Below are 17,705 nucleotides of genomic sequence, written 5' to 3'. Positions count from 1 at the left end.
TTTGCTCCAGTCGATCGATCGATTGATCGTGCAGGGGCGGCTAGCGCCCCTTGCGTGTGAAAACGAAGATGCCCGCAATGACGAGCACCGTGCCGGCCGCGATCCACGCGGTGAACGGCTCACCCAATATGACCACCCCCATGAAGATGGTGGACAGGGGCCCGATCATGCCGGTTTGCGCCGCAATGGCGGGGCCGATGCGCTCGATGGCCATCATCACCATGAGGACAGGCACCGCCGTGCACAACGTGGCGTTGAGCACCGACAGCCAGATCACCTCGGGCGCCACTGCCATCGCCGCGCTCATGGGCCGCGTGAGCACGAACTGCAGGATGCACAACAGGCAGGCCACAGTGGTCGCCAGCCCCACGAGCCGCAGCGAGCCCAGCCGCTTGACGAACTCGCCGCTGTACACAAGGTAGCCCGCATAGCTCACCGCGCTCAGGAACACGAGGAACGCGCCCCATGCCGCCGCGCCGCCGCCCTTGCCGTCGCCGCCGGTCCAGAGCTCGTGGCCGAACACCAGCAGCACGCCGGCGTAGCTCACGACCATGCCGAACACCTGCGGGCGCGTCGGGCGGCGCCGGTACAGCAGCCAGCCGAAGAACAGCACCAGCGTGGGGTTGAGGTACAGGATCAGCCGCTCGAAGCTGGCCGAGATGTAGGCCAGCCCGGCAAAGTCGAGAAAGCTCGCGAGGTAGTAGCCCGAGAAGCCGAGCCCCAAAATGCCGAGCCAGTCGCGCGTCGTGAGTGCGGGCTTGCCGCGCCCGGCCCACCACGCCATGAGCGCGAACAGCGGCAGCGCAAAGAGCATGCGCAGCATGATGAGCGTGATGGCGTCGACGCCGTAGCGGTACGCCAGCTTGACGATGATGGCCTTGCCGCTGAAGGCGATGGCGCCCAGCGTGGCAAGGACGAGGCCGGTGGCGTAGCCCTTGCGGGCGGCCTCGTGTCCGTGCGGGGGAATGCCGGCCGATGCGGCTGCTTTGTTCATCCCCCGATCATCCCTTGATCCTCAGTAGCCTGCAGCGAGGCCGTCGCGGCGCGGGTCGCTTGCAGCGACATAGCCTTCGACCGACGGCTCGCCCGCGCGCCAGATGAACTGGCCGGCGCCGAAGTCCTGGTAAGAGTCGTTGATCACGTCCAGGTGGTGGCCCAGGTCGCGCAGGCCTTGCACGGTGTCGGCCTTCATCGCGGCCTCGACGTTGATCTCGAGCCCCGCGTTGAAGCGCCAGCGCGGTGCGTCGCACGCGGCCTGCGGGTTCTGGCCGTAGTCGAGCATGCGCACCAGCGTCTGCATGTGGCCTTGGGGCTGCATGTTGCCGCCCATCACGCCGAAGCTCATCACCGGCTGGCCGTCCTTCGTGAGGAAGGCCGGAATGATGGTGTGGAACGGGCGCTTGCCCGGCGCCACCACGTTCGGGCTCTCGGCCTTGAGGCTGAAGCCGTGGCCGCGGTTCTGCAGGCTGATGCCGAACTCGGGTTCGACGCAGCCCGAGCCGAAGCCCATGTAGTTGCTCTGGATGAAGCTCACCATCATGCCGCTCTCGTCCGCCGCGGTGAGGTAGATGGTGCCGCCCTTGACCGGGTTGCCGGCCTTGAAGTCCTGCGCCTTGTTCACGTCGATGAGTCTCGCACGCGAAGCGAGGTACGCGTCATCGAGCATTTGCGCGGGGGTCACCGTCATCGACGATGGCTCCGACACGTAGCGGTACACGTCGGCGAAAGCCAGCTTCATGGCCTCGATCTGCAGGTGCTGCGACTGCACCGAGTCGACCGGCAGCGAGGCGATGTCGAACTTCTCGAGGATGCCCAGCGCGATCAGCGCCGCGATGCCCTGGCCGTTCGGCGGAATCTCGTGCAGCGTGTGGCCGCGGTAGTCGCGCGAGATGGGCTTGACCCACTCGGGCTGGTAGGCCGCCATGTCGGCCACAGTGAGCGCGCCGCCCTGCTCTTGCGAGAACTTGGCGATCGCTTCGGCGATCTCGCCGTTGTAGTAGGCCTCGCCCTTGGTGCGGGCAATCGCCTTGAGCGCGCGGGCCGCCGCGGTGAAGCGGAACAGCTCGCCGATCTCGGGCGCGCGGCCCCAGGGCAGGAAGGCCTGGGCGAAGCCCGGCTGCGATTGCAGGATCGGCGTGGCCGCCGCCCACTTGCCCTGCACCACCGGCGGCACGAGGTAGCCGCGCTCGGCGATGTCGATGGCGGGCGCCATCAGGTCGGCGAAAGGCAGCTTGCCGAAACGGTCGCTCATCGCAACCCAGCCGCGCACCGCGCCGGGCACGGTGACCGAGTCGATGCCGCGCATCGGCGGCGTGGCGGCGTCGGCGCCGTACTTGGCCTTGAAGTACGCGGGCGTCCATGCCTTCGGCGCGGGGCCCGAGGCGTTGAGGCCGTGCAGTTCCTTGCCGTCCCACAGGATGCAGAAGGCGTCGCTGCCCAGGCCGTTGCTCACGGGCTCGACCAGCGTCATCACCGCGGCCGTGGCAATGGCCGCGTCGACCGCGTTGCCGCCCTGCTGAAGCATGCGCAGGCCGGCCTGCGCGGCCAGCGGGTGCGACGTGGCGACCACGTTGCGCGCAAACACCGGCAGACGGGTCGAGAGGTAGGGGTTGTTGAAGTCGAAGTTCATGTCGGCGTGCTCTCGTTAGTCGTTGGTGATCTTGCGATCGACGACGATCTTTTTCCATTTGGCGGCGTCAACGGCCACCATCTTTGCGAACTGCTCGGGCGTGCCCGCGTTCGCCGGCTCGATGCCCAGGCGGGCGAGCTTGTCCTTCAGCTCGGGGTCGGCCAACGCTTCGTTGGCGGCCTTGTTCACGCGCGCCACGATGTCGGCCGGCAGCCCCTTCGGGCCGTAGAAGCCGAACCAGGTGTTCGACTCGAAGCCCGGCAGCGTGTCGGCAATGGGCGGCAGCTCGGACGCCAGCGGGCTGCGCTTGAGCGATGTGACGCCCAGTGCGCGCAGCCGGCCGTCGCGCACATGCGGCATGCCGGTGGGCAGCGAATCGAACAGCACGTCGACCTTGCCGCTGATGAGGTCGGGCACCGCGAGCGCCGTGCCGCGGTAGGGAATGTGCGTGACGAACACGCCGGCCTGCGCCTTGAACAGCTCCGCCGTGAGCTGCACGATGGTGCCGTTGCCGCTCGATGCGTAGTTGAGCTTGCCGGGGTTCTTCTTCGCGTGGTCGATCCACTCGCGCACCGTCTTGGCGGGCGTGTTGACCGGCACCAGCATGATGCTCGGCGCATCGCCCACGTGGGCGATGGGCGCGAAGTCGCGCACCGTGTCGTAGGGCAGCCTGGCCGTGATGGCCGGGCCGATGGCGTGCGTGCTCGTGGTCGCGAGCAGCAGCGTGTAGCCGTCGGGCAGTGCCTTGGCCGCGAGGTCGGAGCCGATCGCGCCGCCCGCGCCGGGCTTGTTGTCGATGATCAGCTGGGTGCCGAGCTTCTCGCTCATCTTCTGGCCCAGCGTGCGGGCGAAGAGGTCGGTGGCGCCGGCCGCCGGGAACGGCACGATCAACCGGATCGGACGGTTCGGATAGGTCTGCTGGGCCAGGGCAGGCACCGCGGCCAGCACCAGCGCGGCCGCGGCGAGCGCGATACGGGTGGTTCGTTTCATGGAATTCATTGTGTCCGAGGTGGTGTGTCGAGGCGTGCCTTGTCCGACGTGGCCGCAGGATTGGACTCGCAGGGCATTGAAAAGGGAAATGGATTTATCGGATAGATATATGAATCCAACGCATCAATCGTGCCACGTCGAAGCCCCAACGAAAAACGGCGCCCGAAGGCGCCGTTTGTGCGTGAAGGCAAAGGCCGTCGATCAGTCTTCGACGAAGGCTTCTTCGCGCTTGGACTTCACTGCAGGCAACAGCACGATGATCAGCAGCAGGGCTGCAGCGATCAGCAGGCCGGCCGAGATCGGGCGCGTGACGAACACGCTCCAGTCGCCACGCGACAGCAGCAGCGAACGGCGCAGGTTCTCTTCCATCATCGGGCCCAGGATGAATCCCAGCAGCAACGGTGCGGGTTCGCAGCCGAGCTTGAAGAAGGTGTAGCCGACAAAGCCGAACACACCCACCATCCAGATGTCCCAGGTGTTGTTGTTGGTCGAGTACACGCCGATCGCGCAGAACAGCACAATCGCCGGGAACAGGAACTTGTAGGGCACCGACAGCAGCTTGATCCACAGGCCGATCAGCGGCAGGTTCAGGATCACCAGCATCGCGTTGCCGATCCACATCGAGGCGATCAGGCCCCAGAACAGCTCGGGGTTGCTGGTCATGACCTGCGGACCCGGCTGGATGTTGTGGATCGTCATGGCACCGACCATCAGCGCCATCACGGCGTTGGGCGGAATGCCCAGCGTCAGCAGCGGAATGAAGGAGGTCTGCGCGCCGGCGTTGTTGGCGGCTTCAGGCGCGGCCACGCCGCGGATGTTGCCCTTGCCGAAGGGCACTTCGCCCGGATGCAGCTTGGTCTTCTTCTCGATGGTGTAGGCCGCAAAGGCCGACAGCAGCGCACCGCCACCGGGCAGGATGCCCAGCGACGAACCCAGCGCGGTACCACGCAGCACGGCGGGCAGCATGCGCTTGAAGTCTTCCTTGGTCGGGAACAGGCCCGAGACCTTGGCGGTGAAGACTTCGCGCTCTTCGTCCGGACGCGACAGGTTGGCAATGATTTCGCCGTAACCGAACACGCCCATGGCGATGGCCACGAAGCCGATGCCGTCGGTGAGTTCAGGCACGTCGAAGCTGAAGCGCGCGACACCCGAGTTCACGTCGGTACCGACCAGGCCCAGCAGCAGGCCCAGCACGATCATCGCGATCGCCTTGAGCAGCGAACCCGACGCCAGCACCACGGCGCCGATCAGGCCCAGGATCATCAGCGAGAAGTACTCGGCCGGGCCGAACTTGAAGGCCAGCTCGGTCAGAGGCGGTGCGAAGGCGGCCAGGATGAGCGTGCCGACGCAACCCGCGAAGAACGAGCCCAGGCCCGCAGCGGCGAGCGCCGGACCTGCACGGCCCTTGCGCGCCATCTGGTAGCCGTCGATCACGGTCACCACCGACGACGATTCGCCCGGCAGGTTCACCAGAATCGCGGTGGTCGAGCCACCGTATTGCGCGCCGTAGTAGATGCCGGCCAGCATGATCAGCGCCGACACGGGCGGCAGCGCGTACGTGGCGGGCAGCAGCATCGCGATGGTCGCGACCGGGCCGATGCCCGGCAGCACGCCGATCAGCGTGCCCAGAATACAACCGGCCAGGCAGTACAGCAGGTTGGTGAAGGTGAAGGCAACGCCAAAACCCAGCGAGAGGTGTTCAAACAGTTCCATGGTGTGAGCAGCTTTCTTCTCAACCGGTGATGAAGGTCGGCCAGACCTGGATCTGGAGCTTCAACGCCCAGATGAACGCGACGTAGCTGCCGACGGCCAGCACGGTGGCCAGGATCAGCACGGTGGGCAGCTTGAACTCATGGCCCGCCAGGCTCGAGATGATCACGAGCGCGTAGATGGCGATGATCATGCCCATGGCCGGCACGCCCAGGCTCGGCAGACCGCCCAGCAGGATGCCGAAGGCGATGTTGGCGCCCAGGATGAACACGACCTGCTTCCAGGCCCATTTGCCGATTTTTTCGCCGTCGGTCGTTTCAACGGTGAGCCCGCTGAACATGATGCCCAGGCCGATGAAGGACATCAGGATGCCGAGCATCAACGGGAAGTAACCCGGGCCCATGCGAGCACCGCTGCCCACGCTGTAGGTGGTGGCGCCCCATGCGAACGCCACGCCCACGACGGTGAACATCAGTCCCGAGAAAAAGTCTTTCTGACTTTTGATTTTCACGAACAGTCTCCTCGAACAATTTCGATGCGGAATTGTCGAGTCAGCCTCCGGTCAGGCTGATGTGGATTCCACTAACCGGAAGACTAGGGATAACCCGAAATGACTCATGCCCCGTCGCGCGGGGGGCACGTGTTTCTACTCAAGCGGGGGCGTGGCGCTGAGCACTTCTTCGATGGTCGTCACGCCTTCGGCCACGCGCAGCGCGCCGGCCAGCCGCAACGGCCGCATGCCGTCGATCACGGCCTGGCGCCGCAGGCCCGTGAGGTTGGGCTCCTTGGTGACCTTGTCCTTGAAGGGCTCGGTCACGCTCAGCAGTTCGTACAGGCCCATGCGGCCCATGTAGCCGGTCATGCGGCAATCGACGCACCCCACCGGCTTGTAGGCCCGCACCGAGCCGGTGATCTGCCACGGCTTGACGATGGCTTCGAGGCTTTCGCGCGTGACCGCGTCGTCGGGCTGCTTGCAATGCGGGCACAGCGTGCGCACCAGGCGCTGCGCGAGCACGCCCAGCATCACGGCGGTGATGAGGTACGAGGGCACGCCGAGTTCCATCATCCGCGTGATGGCGCTCGGCGCGTCGTTGGTGTGCAGCGTGCTGAACACCAGGTGGCCGGTGAGCGCGGCCTGGACCGCCATCTCGGCGGTGGCGAGGTCGCGGATTTCGCCGACCATGATGATGTCCGGGTCCTGCCGCATCAGCGCGCGCAGGCCCTCGGTGAAACCGAAGTCGAGCTGCGGCTGCACCTGCGTCTGGTTGAACGAGGGCTCGATCATTTCGATCGGGTCTTCGACCGTGCTCACGTTGACCTCTTCGGTCGCCACGCGCTTGAGCGTGGAGTACAGCGTGGTGGTCTTGCCCGAGCCCGTGGGCCCGGTCACCAGGATGATGCCGTTGGGCCGCGTGACGAGCTGTTCCCAGCGCTGCGCGTCGTGCTGCGCAAAGCCCAGCGCGTCGAGGTCTTTCACCGCGGTGTCGGGGTCGAAGATCCGCATCACCATCTTCTCGCCGAAGGCGGTCGGCAAGGTCGACAGGCGCATTTCGACTTCGTCGCCGCGCATGTTGCGGGTCTTGATGCGACCGTCGAGCGGGCGGCGCTTTTCGACCACGTCCATGCGGCCCAAAAGCTTGATGCGCGCGACCATCGCGTTCATCACGCCCATCGGCATCTGGTAGGCCGGATGCAGGATGCCGTCGATGCGGAAACGGATCACGCCCTGCTCGCGGCGCGGCTCCAGGTGGATGTCGCTGGCGCGCTGGTCAAAGGCGTACTGCCAGAGCCAGTCGACCACCTGCACCACACTCTGGTCATTCGCGTCGAGCTGTTTGGTGCTCTTGCCGAGCTCGACCAACTGCTCGAAGCTCGCACCGCCGGTGTTGCCGCCGGCCTTCTGCGCGGCGCGCACCGACTTGGCGAGCGCAAAGAATTCGGCCGTGTAGCGCTGGATGTCCGACGGGTTGGCCACCACGCGGCGCACGGTTCGCTTCGACTGGCGCTCGACCTCGGCGATCCAGTCGGTGAGAAAGGGCTCGGCCGTGGCCACCACCACCTCGTTCGGCAGCACCTGCACCGGCAGCACCTTGTGGCGCTCGGCATACCCGGCGCTCATGGTGTCGGCCACCTTGCCCACGTCGACCTTGAGCGGATCGATGCGCAGGTAGGCCAAGCCGGCGCGGCCGGCGAGCCATTGCGTGAGCGCTTCGAGGTCGAGCGGCTTGCCGTCGGCCTCGCGCGTCATGGCGACATTGGCCAGGCGCACCAGCGGCGCCTGCCGGCTCTCGGCCTGGGCGCAGCGCGCGATGGTGCGCTTGGCTTCCATCGGCGAGATCACGCCGTCGGTGGCGAGCCATTCGATCAGGCGACGCAGGTCGAGCGGACCTTCGTGGCGAGCAGCAGCGGAGGCGGCGGCGGGTACAGCGCTCATGAACCGGAAATCAGGTGGTGAGGGAAAGCGTCATCGGCTTGAACACCCGCAGCCACTTGGGCGCGGGCAGGCCCCAGCGAGTCTGGATGGTTTGGGCGCGCTCGGCAAGCACCTCGCGCTTCGGGCGCGACGGCGTGCGCTGGGCCAGCACCACCGTGTTGCCTTCGCGCGTCGGCTTGAAGGCCCACACCGCATCGGCGCCGAAGGCGGCGGCGATTTTCTCGAGGCTGCGCTCGTAGCTCGACGAGCGGCCGAACAGGTTGACCGTCATGCAGCCGTCTTCGGTGAGCAGCGCGCGGCAGTCGGCATAGAAGTCTTCGCTGTCGAGCACCGGCGCGGCGGCCTCGTGGTCGTACAGGTCGACCTGCAGTGCATCGACCGTGCCCTGCCATTCGGGCTTGCGGATTTCTTCGGCCGCATCGGCGATCACCACGCGCAGCTTCAGGTCGTCGGCCGGCAGCTTGAACCAGCCGCGGCAGGCGGCCACCACCTGCGGGTTCAGCTCGACCGCGGTGGTGCGCATGCGCAGCGTCTTGCGGCTGAACTTGGTGAGCGTGGCCGCGCCCAGGCCGAGCTGCATCGCGTGGCGGTTGCCCACGCCCTTGCTGTCGACGAACAGCAGCCAGGCCATCATGCGCTGCACGTACTCGAGCTCGATATCAAAAGGTGCGTCGAGCTTCATCGAGCCCTGGACCCATTCGGTGCCCAGGTGCAGGTAGCGGATGTCGCCCCAGTCGGAAAAATTGACTTCGGGCAGGACGAGGGTTTTCTTATTTGCGGAGGAAGCCATCAGAGAAGGTGGTGGGCAACGAAGACCTCGCGCCAGGCCGCGAGCTTGCGCTCGAAGGACCATGACGCGTTGGCGGGGCTGGTGGATGGCAATGAATAGACCGGCACGCCGAGGGTGCGCGTGTGGCGTGCGTGCTTGAAGCTCTCGCCGCCGTTGTGGGCGATGGCCGCGAGCTTGGGCAGCTGCAGGCCGGCGATGTCGTTCACGACCGGCGAGCGGATCGCCGTGTCGAGGCTGCCCTCGCGCTCGCAGGCGCCGTACACGTCCCACACGCCGAGGCCGCGATCGAGCAGCCACGCGCAACGCTGAGGGTAGCTGTCCGCGCCCGTCGGAAGCGCAGGGTCGGGCCAGAGGGCTTGCAAGATCTTCCAGAACTGATTTTGGGGATGCGCATAGTACTGCTGCTGCACGAGCGACTTGACGCCCGGGAAGCTGCCGAGAATGAGCACACGTGTGTTCGAAGAGACGAGGGGCGCGAGACCGGTCAGCACCGTGCCGGCGGTGGCGGCAGCAACGGTCGGCGACGGGGCGGCGGTCGGTTTCATGGGCGGTATCTTGGCATTGCCGCGCAGACGCCTTGAACGCCCATGAAAAAACCCGCCGAAGCGGGTTCTTTCTTGAAGCACGGGCCGAAGCCCGGTGCGTGGATTTACGGCTTCTTGGCTGCGTCGTGCTCGGCCGTGCCCGGCACCTTCTCGCCGATCGCCTTGCCGGTGCTGCGCATGCCGTCGGCCGACTTGTGGCCGGCGTTTTCAACAGCGTCGCCGGTCTTCACGGCGGCCTTCTTGGTGGCGGTGGTGGCCTTCTTGGTGGTGTTCTTGGTCGCGTTCCAGGCCTTCTTGGTGCCGCGCTCGGTGGCGTTGGCTGCCTTCTTGGTGCCGCTCTTGGTGGCATCCCAGGCCTTCTCGGCGCCGCTCTCGGTCGCGTTCACGGCCTTCTTGGTCGTGCTCTTGGTGGCGTCCCAGGCCTTCTCGGTACCGCGTGCGGTCGCGTCGACGGCGTCCTTGCCGGCTTCCTTCACCTTCTCGGTGGTCGTGGGCTCGGCCGTGGCGGGTGCCGCGGTGGTTTGCGCGACGGCCGACATACCGATGGAGGCCAGCGCCAGTGCGAGCGTGACAGGCAGGGTACGAACAAAAGATGTGGTCATGAAAGACTCCTTTTTTGAGTGAACTAGCGGAGTGACGACAGTGCCACTGGACAACCAACGTCACTTCGAACTTCAAGGATGACAGCAAAAACGGCCCGATAACCTGCGCTGGCGCAACTCGGGACCTTGACCTACGCGGCGGGCGGACGCCCCTCCGACACGTTCAGCAGACTTTGGAGCTTTGGCAGGGCTGCGACCGCATTGCGCGTGGTGTTTTCGGCCAGCGAGTCGATGTCGATGCCCCGCAGTTGCGCGACCACTTCGGCGATGCGCGGCAGTTCGCCGGGCTCGTTGCGGCCCTGCGCTTGCCCGGCGTCGCGCTGCGCCTGCGTGCGGTAGAGCCAGTGCGGCTGGATGTCGGGCGCGTCGGTTTCCATCACCAGCGCGTCCATCGGCAAGGTGGCCGCGAGGCGGCGCAACTGCAGCGCGCGCTCGAAGGTCACGGCGCCACCGAAACCCAGCTTGAGCCCGACCTCGATGCAGGCCTGCGCCTGCTGTTCGCTGCCGTTGAACGCGTGGGCGATGCCGTGCCACGGCCGCCCGCCCGCCGTCTGCCGCAAATGCTTGAGCACCTTGTCGACCGAGCGCCGCACATGGATGAGCACCGGCAGCCCATGCTTGCGCGCCAGTTGCAACTGAGTGTGAAAGAAGCGTTCCTGTTTATCGGCGTCCAGGCCTTCGACGAAGTAGTCGAGCCCGATCTCGCCGACCGCCACCAGGCGCGGATCGTCGCGTCGCGCGTGCAGTTCGGCATCGAGCGTCTGCAGGTCGGCATCGCTCGCCTCGCCCGTGCACAGCGGGTGGATGCCCAGCGCGTAGGCGTCGCCCTGCGTGTGGGCCAGCTCGCGCACGGTGGCGAAGTTGAAGGCCGCCACGGCCGGAATGACGCACAGCACCACGCCCTGCGCAGCCGCACGGGCGCGAATCGTTGGCATCTCCGCACCGAATTCGGGCGCATCGAGGTGACAGTGGGTATCGACAAACGCAGCCATCGCGCCATGATGCCCGAAGGGATGCACAGGCGCGGAAAGCGTGCTACTGTGAACTCCTTCACGCGTCTTTTTTGCCGGAGGTGCTCCGATGCGCAGGCCCGCTTTCTACAGCCGCTCGCCCCGCACGCTGCCACCGGCCGCAGAACCGGCGGCCGGGTCGCCGGCGGATGCCGCGGCTGTGGCCGAGGCCAACGCCGTGCAAGCCCCACCACCTCGCGCACGCTGGCAACCCGGGCGCCGCGCCTTCGCACTGCTCACCGTCAGCTGCATCGCCATCGCCGCCGGCGGCGCCTACTGGGCACCGCACCACGGCGCCAAGGCGCTCACGCAAAAAGACATCGACGCCGCCGTGCTGCGCACGCTGCAGACCAACACCCTCCCCTCGCCGGCTGCCAGGGCCGCCGACATCGTGCGGCCCTCGGTGGTGCGCGTGGTCGGCTATGGCCCCGAGAAGGCCACGCCCGAGGCCAAGACCCAGAAGCGTGGCCGCAACATGGCCAAGGGCAAGGCGCCCGAGGCGCCCGCCGACGGCGGCACGCCGGGCGAGGTCGAGCGCGGCGTGGGCACGGGCGTGGTGATCGTCGACAAGGGCGTGATCCTCACCAACCTGCACGTGGTCGCCGGCGCCGAGAAGATCAAGGTCACCTTCGCCGATGGCCTCGAAGCCATCGCCGTCATCACCGGCGTGCAGCCCGAGAACGACCTCGCGGTGCTGCAGGCACAGAAGATTCCCGACGACCTGATTCCCGCCGTGATGCGCTCCACCGCCGACCTGCGCTCCGGCGACCAGGTGGCCGCCGTGGGCTTTCCGTTCGGCATCGGGCCTTCGGTGTCGGCCGGCGTGGTGTCGGGCCTGAAGCGCTCCTTCCGTTCGCCCGAAGGCAAGCAGGAGCTGGGTAACCTGATCCAGTTCGATGCCGCCGCCAACCCCGGCAACTCGGGCGGGCCGCTCATCAACATGGACGGCGAGGTGCTCGGCATCGTCACCGCCATCCTCAACCCGACGCAGCAGCGCACCTTCATCGGCATCGGCTTCGCGGTGCCGATCGAGAACGCCGCCTCTGCGGCAGGCTCGCCGCCTTTCTGATTTCTTCGAAAGAAAGCCCTTCGCATGAGCACAGAAAACCCGACCTCCTCGACCTTTTCCACAGCGCCCGCCACCGCCGAGCTGATGGAGCAGATCCTCTACGAGGTGAAGCGCGTGGTCGTGGGGCAAGACCGCTTTCTCGAGCGCGTGATGGTCGCGATGCTCGCGGGCGGCCACCTGCTGGTCGAGGGCGTGCCGGGGCTGGCCAAGACGCTCACCATCAAGACGCTGGCCGACACCGTGCGCGGCCAGTTCAAGCGCATCCAGTTCACGCCCGACCTGGTGCCGGCCGACCTGGTGGGCACGCGCATCTACAACCAGAAGACGGGCGAGTTCAGCACCTCGCTGGGCCCGGTGTTCGCCAACCTGCTGCTGGCCGACGAAATCAACCGCGCGCCGGCCAAGGTGCAGAGCGCGCTGCTCGAAGTGATGCAGGAGCGCCAAGTCACCATCGCCGGCGAAACGCACAAGGTACCGCGCCCCTTTCTCGTGATGGCCACGCAGAACCCCATCGAGACCGAGGGCACCTACCCGCTGCCCGAGGCGCAGGTCGACCGCTTCATGATGAAGGTGATGGTCGACTACCCGAGCGACGAAGAAGAGTTCGTGATCGTGCAGCGCGTGATCGGCCCGCCCGTCTCGGCCACGCCGGTCGCCACCACCGACCAGCTGGCCGAGCTGCAGGCCGAGGCGCGGCGCGTGTACGTCGACCCCTCGCTGATCCAGTACGCCGTGAAGCTGGTGTCGGCCACGCGCACGCCCGAAAAACACGGACTGAAAGACCTGCGCCGCTTCATCACCTTCGGCGCCAGCCCGCGCGCGAGCATCAGCCTCACCGAAGGCGCGCGCGCCCTGGCACTGCTGCGCGGCCGCAGCTACGCGCTGCCCGAAGACATGAGCGCGCTGGTGCCCGACGTGCTGCGCCACCGCGTGACGCTGTCCTACGAAGGCCTGTCCGAAGGGCTCACGCCCGACGGGCTGATCGAGAAGATCATGAAGGCCGTTCCCGCTCCCCCCAAACCGCTCGAACATGAAAAGCTGGTGGCGTAAGGCCCCCGAGGCCGCGAACGACGACCGGCTCGCGCTCGAAGCCGGCGGGGCCGAACGCGCGCTGCGCCGGCTCGAATGGACCGTGATCCGCCGCCTCGACGGCCTGCTGCAAGGCGACTACCGCACGCTGATGCGCGGCAGCGGCCTCGACCTAGCCGACCTGCGCGAGTACCAGCACCACGACGACGTGCGCCACATCGACTGGAACGTCACCGCGCGGCTGCAGACGCCGCACGTGCGCGTGTTCACCGAAGACCGCGAGATGTCCGCCTGGTTCGTGCTCGACCTGAGCCGTTCGGTCGATTTCGGCTCGGGCCTGAAGGCCAAGCGCGAGATTTCGGCCGGCTTCGTCGGCGTGCTCGCGCGGCTGCTCACGCGGCACGGCAACCGGGTCGGTGCGCTGGTCTACGGCCGCGACCTCGAGGCCGTGATTCCGCCGCGCACCGGCCGCCGCCATGTGCTGCACCTGCTGCACGCGATGGAAAAGCGCGCGAACCAGGCCGAGGCCGCGCCCACGCAAAAAGGCATGACGCGCCTGGCCGACCTGCTGACCTCGGCCGCCTCGCTCATGCCGCGCCGTTCCACCGTGTTCGTGGTGTCCGACTTTCTCAGCGAGCCCGGCTGGGAGCGCCCGCTGGGCCAATTGGTGCAGCGGCATGAAGTGATTGCCGTGCGCCTGTTCGATCCGCTCGAACTCGAGCTGCCCGACCTCGGCCTGGTGCCGCTGCGCGATGCCGAAACCGGCGAGCAGCTGTGGGTCGACACCCATGACGCGGGGTTCCGCAAACGCTTTGCGCGGCTGGCCGCCGAGCGCGAGACCACCCTGCGCACCACGCTGGCCCGGGCCGGCGTCGACGCCCTCGAACTCTCGACCAATGACGACCTGGTCGAAGCCATCGTGCGATTCGCGGACCTGCGCAAGCGCCGGGTTCGCGGGGTCGCAGCGGGTGGCGGGAAGGCGGTGGTGGCGGCATGACATTCCTCTGGCCTCAATTCCTCTGGCTGCTGGCGGCCTTGCCGCTGCTGGTGCTGCTGTATGTCTGGCTGATCCGCCGCAAGAAGAAGATGGCGGTGCGCTACGCCAGCCTGTCGATCGTGCGCGAGGCCATGGGCCCGGGCCAGAGCCTGCGGCGCCATATTCCGCCGCTGCTGTTCCTGGTGGCGATGGCCGCGATGCTCGTGGCGGCGGCGCGGCCGATGGCGGTGGTGGTGCTGCCGTCGAACCAGCAGACCATCATCCTGGCGATGGACGTGTCGGGCAGCATGCGCGCGGCCGACGTGCTGCCCAACCGCCTCGTGGCGGCGCAGGAGGCGGCCAAGAGCTTCATCAAGGACCTGCCGCGCCACGTGAAGGTCGGCATCGTCGCCTTCGCGGGCAGCGCGCAGGTGGCGCAGCTGCCCACCACCAACCACGACGACCTCGTGACGGCCATCGACAGCTTTCAGCTGCAGCGCGCCACGGCCACGGGCAACGCCATCGTGGTGTCGCTGGCCACGCTGTTCCCCGACGCGGGCATCGACATCTCGCAGTTCAGCGCGCCGAGCCGCCAACGCGGCATTCCGATCGACCAGAACGAGAAGCAGCTGAAAGAGTTCACGCCCGTGGCGCCCGGCTCGTTCACCTCGGCCGCGATCATCATGCTGACCGACGGCCAGCGCACCACCGGTGTCGACCCGCTCGACGCCGCCAAGGCCGCGGCCGACCGCGGCGTGCGCATCTACACGGTGGGCGTGGGCACGGTCGACGGCGAAACCATCGGCTTCGAAGGCTGGTCGATGCGCGTGCGGCTCGACGAAGAAACCCTCAAGGCCATCGCCAACAAGACCAGCGCCGAGTACTTCTACGCCGGCACCGCGAGCGACCTGAAGAAGGTCTACGAAACGCTGAGCTCCAAGCTCACCGTCGAGAAGAAGGAGACCGAGGTGTCGGCCCTGTTCGCGCTGGCCGCCGCGGTGCTCACGCTGCTGTCGGCGGGGCTGTCGCTGCTCTGGTTCAACCGGATTCTTTAGCGCTCTGTGAGGGTGCAGCGGGCGGCATCTTCACCGCCCCCACCCCGCCCAAAAACAGGTCGGCCACGATCGGCGCAATGGCCGCATGGTCGAGCCGGCCGCCGGGCTTCATCCAGGTGAACATCCAGTTGATCATGCCGAACAGCAGCATGGTCAGCGGCTTGGCGAGTTCATCGCTCGGCGCGCCGGGGCGCAGCGCCGACACGGCACGCGCAAAGCCCGCGACCACGGCGCGCTCCTGGTCGAGCACGCGCTCGCGGTCTTCGTCTGCGAGAAAACGCACGTCGTCGGTGAGCACGCGGTGCGCGTCCTGCGCGCCGGCGTACTCCTCGACGATGCGGTAGATGAAGCGGCGCAGCCGCTCCTCGTCGGTGTGCGGATTGGCCTCTTCCTCGGCCACCAGCGCCGCCAGCTTCGAGACATGCGTCTCGGCGATGCTGATGAGCAGGCTGCTCTTGTCCTTGTAGTAGTGGTAGAGCGTGGCCTTCGAGAGGTTGCAGGCCTCGGCGACCTGGTTCATCGAGGTCGCGGGGTAGCCACGGCGGGCGAACAGCTGTGCGGCCTGCGCAAGGATCAGTTCGCGCTGGTCGTCGTAGGTGGCGGATCTTCCACGCGGCATCGGGTCTTCTTCCTGGGTTATCTGTCGGTTGCTGGCATGCAGCAGGCTCGATCTTGCATGAAGCCGCAGGGCTACCCGCGGCGGGTGGCGATCAGGGATTTCACGTCGGTGGCGGGCAGGCGCGGCCGGTCTTTTTCGACCTCGGCGAGCGGCGCCACCTCGTGCAGGCTCGCGAGGCTGCGCACCGTCAGCGCCTGGTAGGTGTGCGTGCCTTCGAGCTTCCAGGCGATCTCTTCGTCGCTGAGCTCGCGCCGCACCTTGGCCGGAATGCCGGCCGCGAGCGAGCGCGCGGGCACCTTCATGCCGGCGGGCACGAAGGCGCAGGCCGCGACGATGGCTTGCTCGCCCACCTCGGCCTCGTCCATCACCACCGCGTTCATGCCGACCAGCGCGTCGCGCCGCACGATGCAGCTGTGCAGGATCGCGCCGTGGCCGATGTGGCCGTTGACCTCCACCACCGTGTCGTTGTCGGGAAAGCCGTGGATGCAGCAGTGGTCCTGCACGTTGGAGCCCTCCTGCAGCACGATGCGGCCGAAGTCGCCGCGCAGGCTGGCGCAGGGGCCCACATAACAGTGCGGGCCGACGATCACGTCACCGATCAGCACGGCCGTGGGATGCACGTAGGCGCTCGGGTCGACGACGGGGATCACGCCGTCGATGGAATAGCTGGGCATTCGGTCTCCTTGTTTTTTCGCGGGCTGGGGAAGGTGTGAATGAATCCGGCGTGGCCGAGCAGCCCGCCCAGGCGCGCCCCCTCAAGGCGCAAAGCGCAGCCATAGCTCGGGCTATGGCGAGCATTTGCAACGCCGAGGGGGCGTGTCTGGGCGGGATGAGCGGGCATGCCGGGTTCGTTCACACCTTCCTAGGGTTTGCCCTGAAGGCACCCCGCTTGTGCCGGAATCGAGGTCGATCCTAAAATCAACCGAACGGTCGGTCAATAGTGTTTGCCTGCCGATCCGGCCCCACAAAGGATGAAAGAGACACGCATGACTGAGCCTTTGGTACTCATCAGCGACAGCGGCGCCGTCCGCACGCTGAGCCTGAACCGCCCTGCGGCGCTCAACAGCTTCACGACCGGGTTGCACGCCGAACTGCTGGCCGCGCTCGAAGCCGCTGCCGCCGACAGCAGCGTGCGCTGCGTGGTGCTCACCGGCGCCGGCCGCGCCTTCTGTGCCGGGCAGGATCTGGCCGACCCATCGGTCGCGCCCGACCCGACGCCCGACGCCGCGCCCAAGGACCTGGGCCACGTCATCTCCACCTACTACGGCCCGCTGGTCGCGCGCCTGCGCTCGATGCCGGTGCCGGTGGTTGCCGCCGTGAACGGCGTGGCGGCCGGCGCGGGCGCCAACCTCGCGCTGTGCTGCGACCTCGTCGTGGCCGGCCGCTCGGCCAGCTTCATCCAGGCCTTCACCAAGATCGGCCTCGTGCCCGACACCGGCGGCACCTGGCTGCTCCCGCGCCTCGTGGGCCCGGCGCGCGCGCTGGGCATCGCGATGCTGGGCGACAAGCTGCCCGCCGAAGAAGCCGCGCGCATCGGTTTGATCTGGCAGTGCGTGGACGACACGGCCCTGGCCGACACCGCCGCTGCGCTGGCGTCGCGCCTGGCCGGCATGCCCACGCGCGCACTGGTCGCCACCCGCGAGGCCATGGCCGCAGCACAGAACCTCGACCTCGGCGCGGCACTTGCCGAAGAAGCGCGCATCCAACGTGAGATGGGCAATGCCGACGACTACCGCGAAGGTGTCGAGGCTTTCCGCGCCAAGCGCGCCCCGGTGTTCAAGGACCGCTGAGATGACCGACGCTTCCTCCCGCACCCCGCAACAGACCGCCGAGTTCGTGCGCGACGGCATGTTCGCGAACGACAACGCCAGCAAGGGCCTGGGCATGCGCATCGTGGAGGTCGGCCCCGGCCAGGCCACGCTCGAAATGCGCGTGCGCCCCGACATGCTCAACGGCCACGCCATCTGCCATGGCGGCTTCATGGCCACGCTGGCCGATTCCACCTTCGCCTTCGCCTGCAACTCGTACAACGAGCTGACCGTGGCCTCGGGCTTCGCCATCGACTTCCTCGCGCCGGCGCGCGAGGGCGACGTGCTCACCGCGCGCTGCTTCGAAGTGTCGAAGGCCGGCCGCACCGGCGTGTACGACACCGAAATCACCAACCAGCGCGGCGAGCGCATCGCGATGTTCCGCGGCCGCTCGTACACCGCCAAGGGCCGCCCGGCCGTGCCGGCTTGAGGAGACAAG

Annotated in this window: 18 protein-coding genes; 6 read left to right on the top strand and 12 right to left on the bottom strand. The window is 67.4% G+C overall.

The annotated features are described in order from the left end of the window. Positions 1 to 40: 40 nt before the first annotated feature. The 10 genes from CY658_RS27105 to CY658_RS27060 form a co-directional block, all read right to left on the bottom strand. On the bottom strand, positions 41 to 994 hold the full coding sequence (locus tag CY658_RS27105) for a DMT family transporter (protein WP_101493147.1): 954 nt from the start codon (positions 992 to 994) through the stop codon (positions 41 to 43). A 21-nt stretch (positions 995 to 1,015) separates the two neighbouring features. Continuing rightward, on the bottom strand, positions 1,016 to 2,629 hold the full coding sequence (locus CY658_RS27100) for a gamma-glutamyltransferase family protein (protein WP_101493146.1): 1,614 nt from the start codon (positions 2,627 to 2,629) through the stop codon (positions 1,016 to 1,018). A gap of 15 nt (positions 2,630 to 2,644) precedes the next feature. Beyond that, entirely contained in the window at positions 2,645 to 3,628 is a 984-nt protein-coding gene (locus CY658_RS27095; protein WP_374221136.1) for a Bug family tripartite tricarboxylate transporter substrate binding protein, read from the bottom strand. Between the two features lie 192 nt (positions 3,629 to 3,820). Continuing rightward, positions 3,821 to 5,332 (bottom strand): tripartite tricarboxylate transporter permease, encoded by a 1,512-nt coding sequence (locus tag CY658_RS27090; RefSeq protein WP_101493144.1) that lies wholly within the window; start codon positions 5,330 to 5,332, stop codon positions 3,821 to 3,823. A gap of 19 nt (positions 5,333 to 5,351) precedes the next feature. After that, positions 5,352 to 5,840, bottom strand: a complete 489-nt coding sequence (locus CY658_RS27085; protein ID WP_101493143.1) for a tripartite tricarboxylate transporter TctB family protein — start codon at positions 5,838 to 5,840, stop codon at positions 5,352 to 5,354. Positions 5,841 to 5,975: 135 nt separating this feature from the next. After that, positions 5,976 to 7,763 (bottom strand): GspE/PulE family protein, encoded by a 1,788-nt coding sequence (locus tag CY658_RS27080; protein ID WP_101493142.1) that lies wholly within the window; start codon positions 7,761 to 7,763, stop codon positions 5,976 to 5,978. 10 nt (positions 7,764 to 7,773) lie between these two features. Beyond that, a complete protein-coding gene (locus CY658_RS27075; RefSeq protein ID WP_101493141.1) occupies positions 7,774 to 8,553 on the bottom strand; it encodes a spermidine synthase in 780 nt (259 codons plus the stop codon). Then, positions 8,553 to 9,098: a DNA-deoxyinosine glycosylase gene (locus CY658_RS27070; protein WP_101493140.1), complete on the bottom strand. Its 546-nt coding sequence runs from the start codon at positions 9,096 to 9,098 to the stop codon at positions 8,553 to 8,555. The genes CY658_RS27075 and CY658_RS27070 overlap by 1 nt, the downstream gene beginning before the upstream one ends. 104 nt (positions 9,099 to 9,202) lie before the next feature. Continuing rightward, positions 9,203 to 9,700 (bottom strand): hypothetical protein, encoded by a 498-nt coding sequence (locus CY658_RS27065; RefSeq protein ID WP_101493139.1) that lies wholly within the window; start codon positions 9,698 to 9,700, stop codon positions 9,203 to 9,205. A gap of 131 nt (positions 9,701 to 9,831) precedes the next feature. Next, positions 9,832 to 10,692, bottom strand: a complete 861-nt coding sequence (locus tag CY658_RS27060; RefSeq protein ID WP_101493138.1) for a TatD family hydrolase — start codon at positions 10,690 to 10,692, stop codon at positions 9,832 to 9,834. An 88-nt stretch (positions 10,693 to 10,780) separates the two neighbouring features. On the opposite strand from CY658_RS27060, the gene CY658_RS27055 reads away from it, so the two are divergent. Genes CY658_RS27055 through CY658_RS27040 form a run of 4 tightly spaced genes read left to right on the top strand, consistent with a single transcriptional unit; the run spans position 10,781 to position 14,839 of the window. Continuing rightward, positions 10,781 to 11,779 carry a S1C family serine protease gene (locus CY658_RS27055; protein ID WP_101493137.1) on the top strand — a complete coding sequence of 333 codons (999 nt, stop codon included), beginning with the start codon at positions 10,781 to 10,783 and terminating at the stop codon, positions 11,777 to 11,779. A gap of 24 nt (positions 11,780 to 11,803) precedes the next feature. Next, the gene (locus tag CY658_RS27050; RefSeq protein WP_101493136.1) at positions 11,804 to 12,829 is read left to right on the top strand and encodes an AAA family ATPase; all 1,026 of its coding nucleotides are present in this window, start codon (positions 11,804 to 11,806) and stop codon (positions 12,827 to 12,829) included. Then, complete coding sequence (locus CY658_RS27045; RefSeq protein ID WP_101493135.1) at positions 12,810 to 13,805, top strand: DUF58 domain-containing protein; 996 nt, start codon at positions 12,810 to 12,812, stop codon at positions 13,803 to 13,805. Before CY658_RS27050 ends, CY658_RS27045 begins: the two co-directional genes overlap by 20 nt. Next, a complete protein-coding gene (locus tag CY658_RS27040) occupies positions 13,802 to 14,839 on the top strand; it encodes a VWA domain-containing protein (protein ID WP_101493134.1) in 1,038 nt (345 codons plus the stop codon). Before CY658_RS27045 ends, CY658_RS27040 begins: the two co-directional genes overlap by 4 nt. On the opposite strand, the gene CY658_RS27035 is transcribed toward CY658_RS27040, so the two are convergent. Together CY658_RS27035 and CY658_RS27030 are read right to left on the bottom strand one after the other, a co-directional pair. Then, the gene (locus CY658_RS27035; protein ID WP_101493133.1) at positions 14,823 to 15,458 is read right to left on the bottom strand and encodes a TetR/AcrR family transcriptional regulator; all 636 of its coding nucleotides are present in this window, start codon (positions 15,456 to 15,458) and stop codon (positions 14,823 to 14,825) included. The genes CY658_RS27040 and CY658_RS27035 overlap by 17 nt on opposite strands. A 71-nt stretch (positions 15,459 to 15,529) precedes the next feature. Beyond that, entirely contained in the window at positions 15,530 to 16,132 is a 603-nt protein-coding gene (locus tag CY658_RS27030) for a phenylacetic acid degradation protein PaaY (RefSeq protein ID WP_101493132.1), read from the bottom strand. A 312-nt stretch (positions 16,133 to 16,444) separates the two neighbouring features. Between CY658_RS27030 and CY658_RS27025 the strand changes: the two genes are divergently transcribed. Further along, positions 16,445 to 17,248, top strand: a complete 804-nt coding sequence (locus CY658_RS27025) for an enoyl-CoA hydratase-related protein (protein ID WP_101493131.1) — start codon at positions 16,445 to 16,447, stop codon at positions 17,246 to 17,248. A 1-nt stretch (position 17,249) separates the two neighbouring features. Further along, positions 17,250 to 17,696, top strand: coding sequence for a hydroxyphenylacetyl-CoA thioesterase PaaI (gene paaI, locus CY658_RS27020; RefSeq protein ID WP_101493130.1), 447 nt, complete (start codon positions 17,250 to 17,252; stop codon positions 17,694 to 17,696). The last annotated feature ends 9 nt before the right edge of the window (positions 17,697 to 17,705 follow it).

Origin of the sequence: Variovorax sp. RO1, assembly GCF_002849325.1 — a bacterium.
Taxonomy (GTDB): Bacteria; Pseudomonadota; Gammaproteobacteria; order Burkholderiales; family Burkholderiaceae_C; genus Variovorax.
This window is presented reverse-complemented; position numbering and strand designations above follow the sequence as displayed.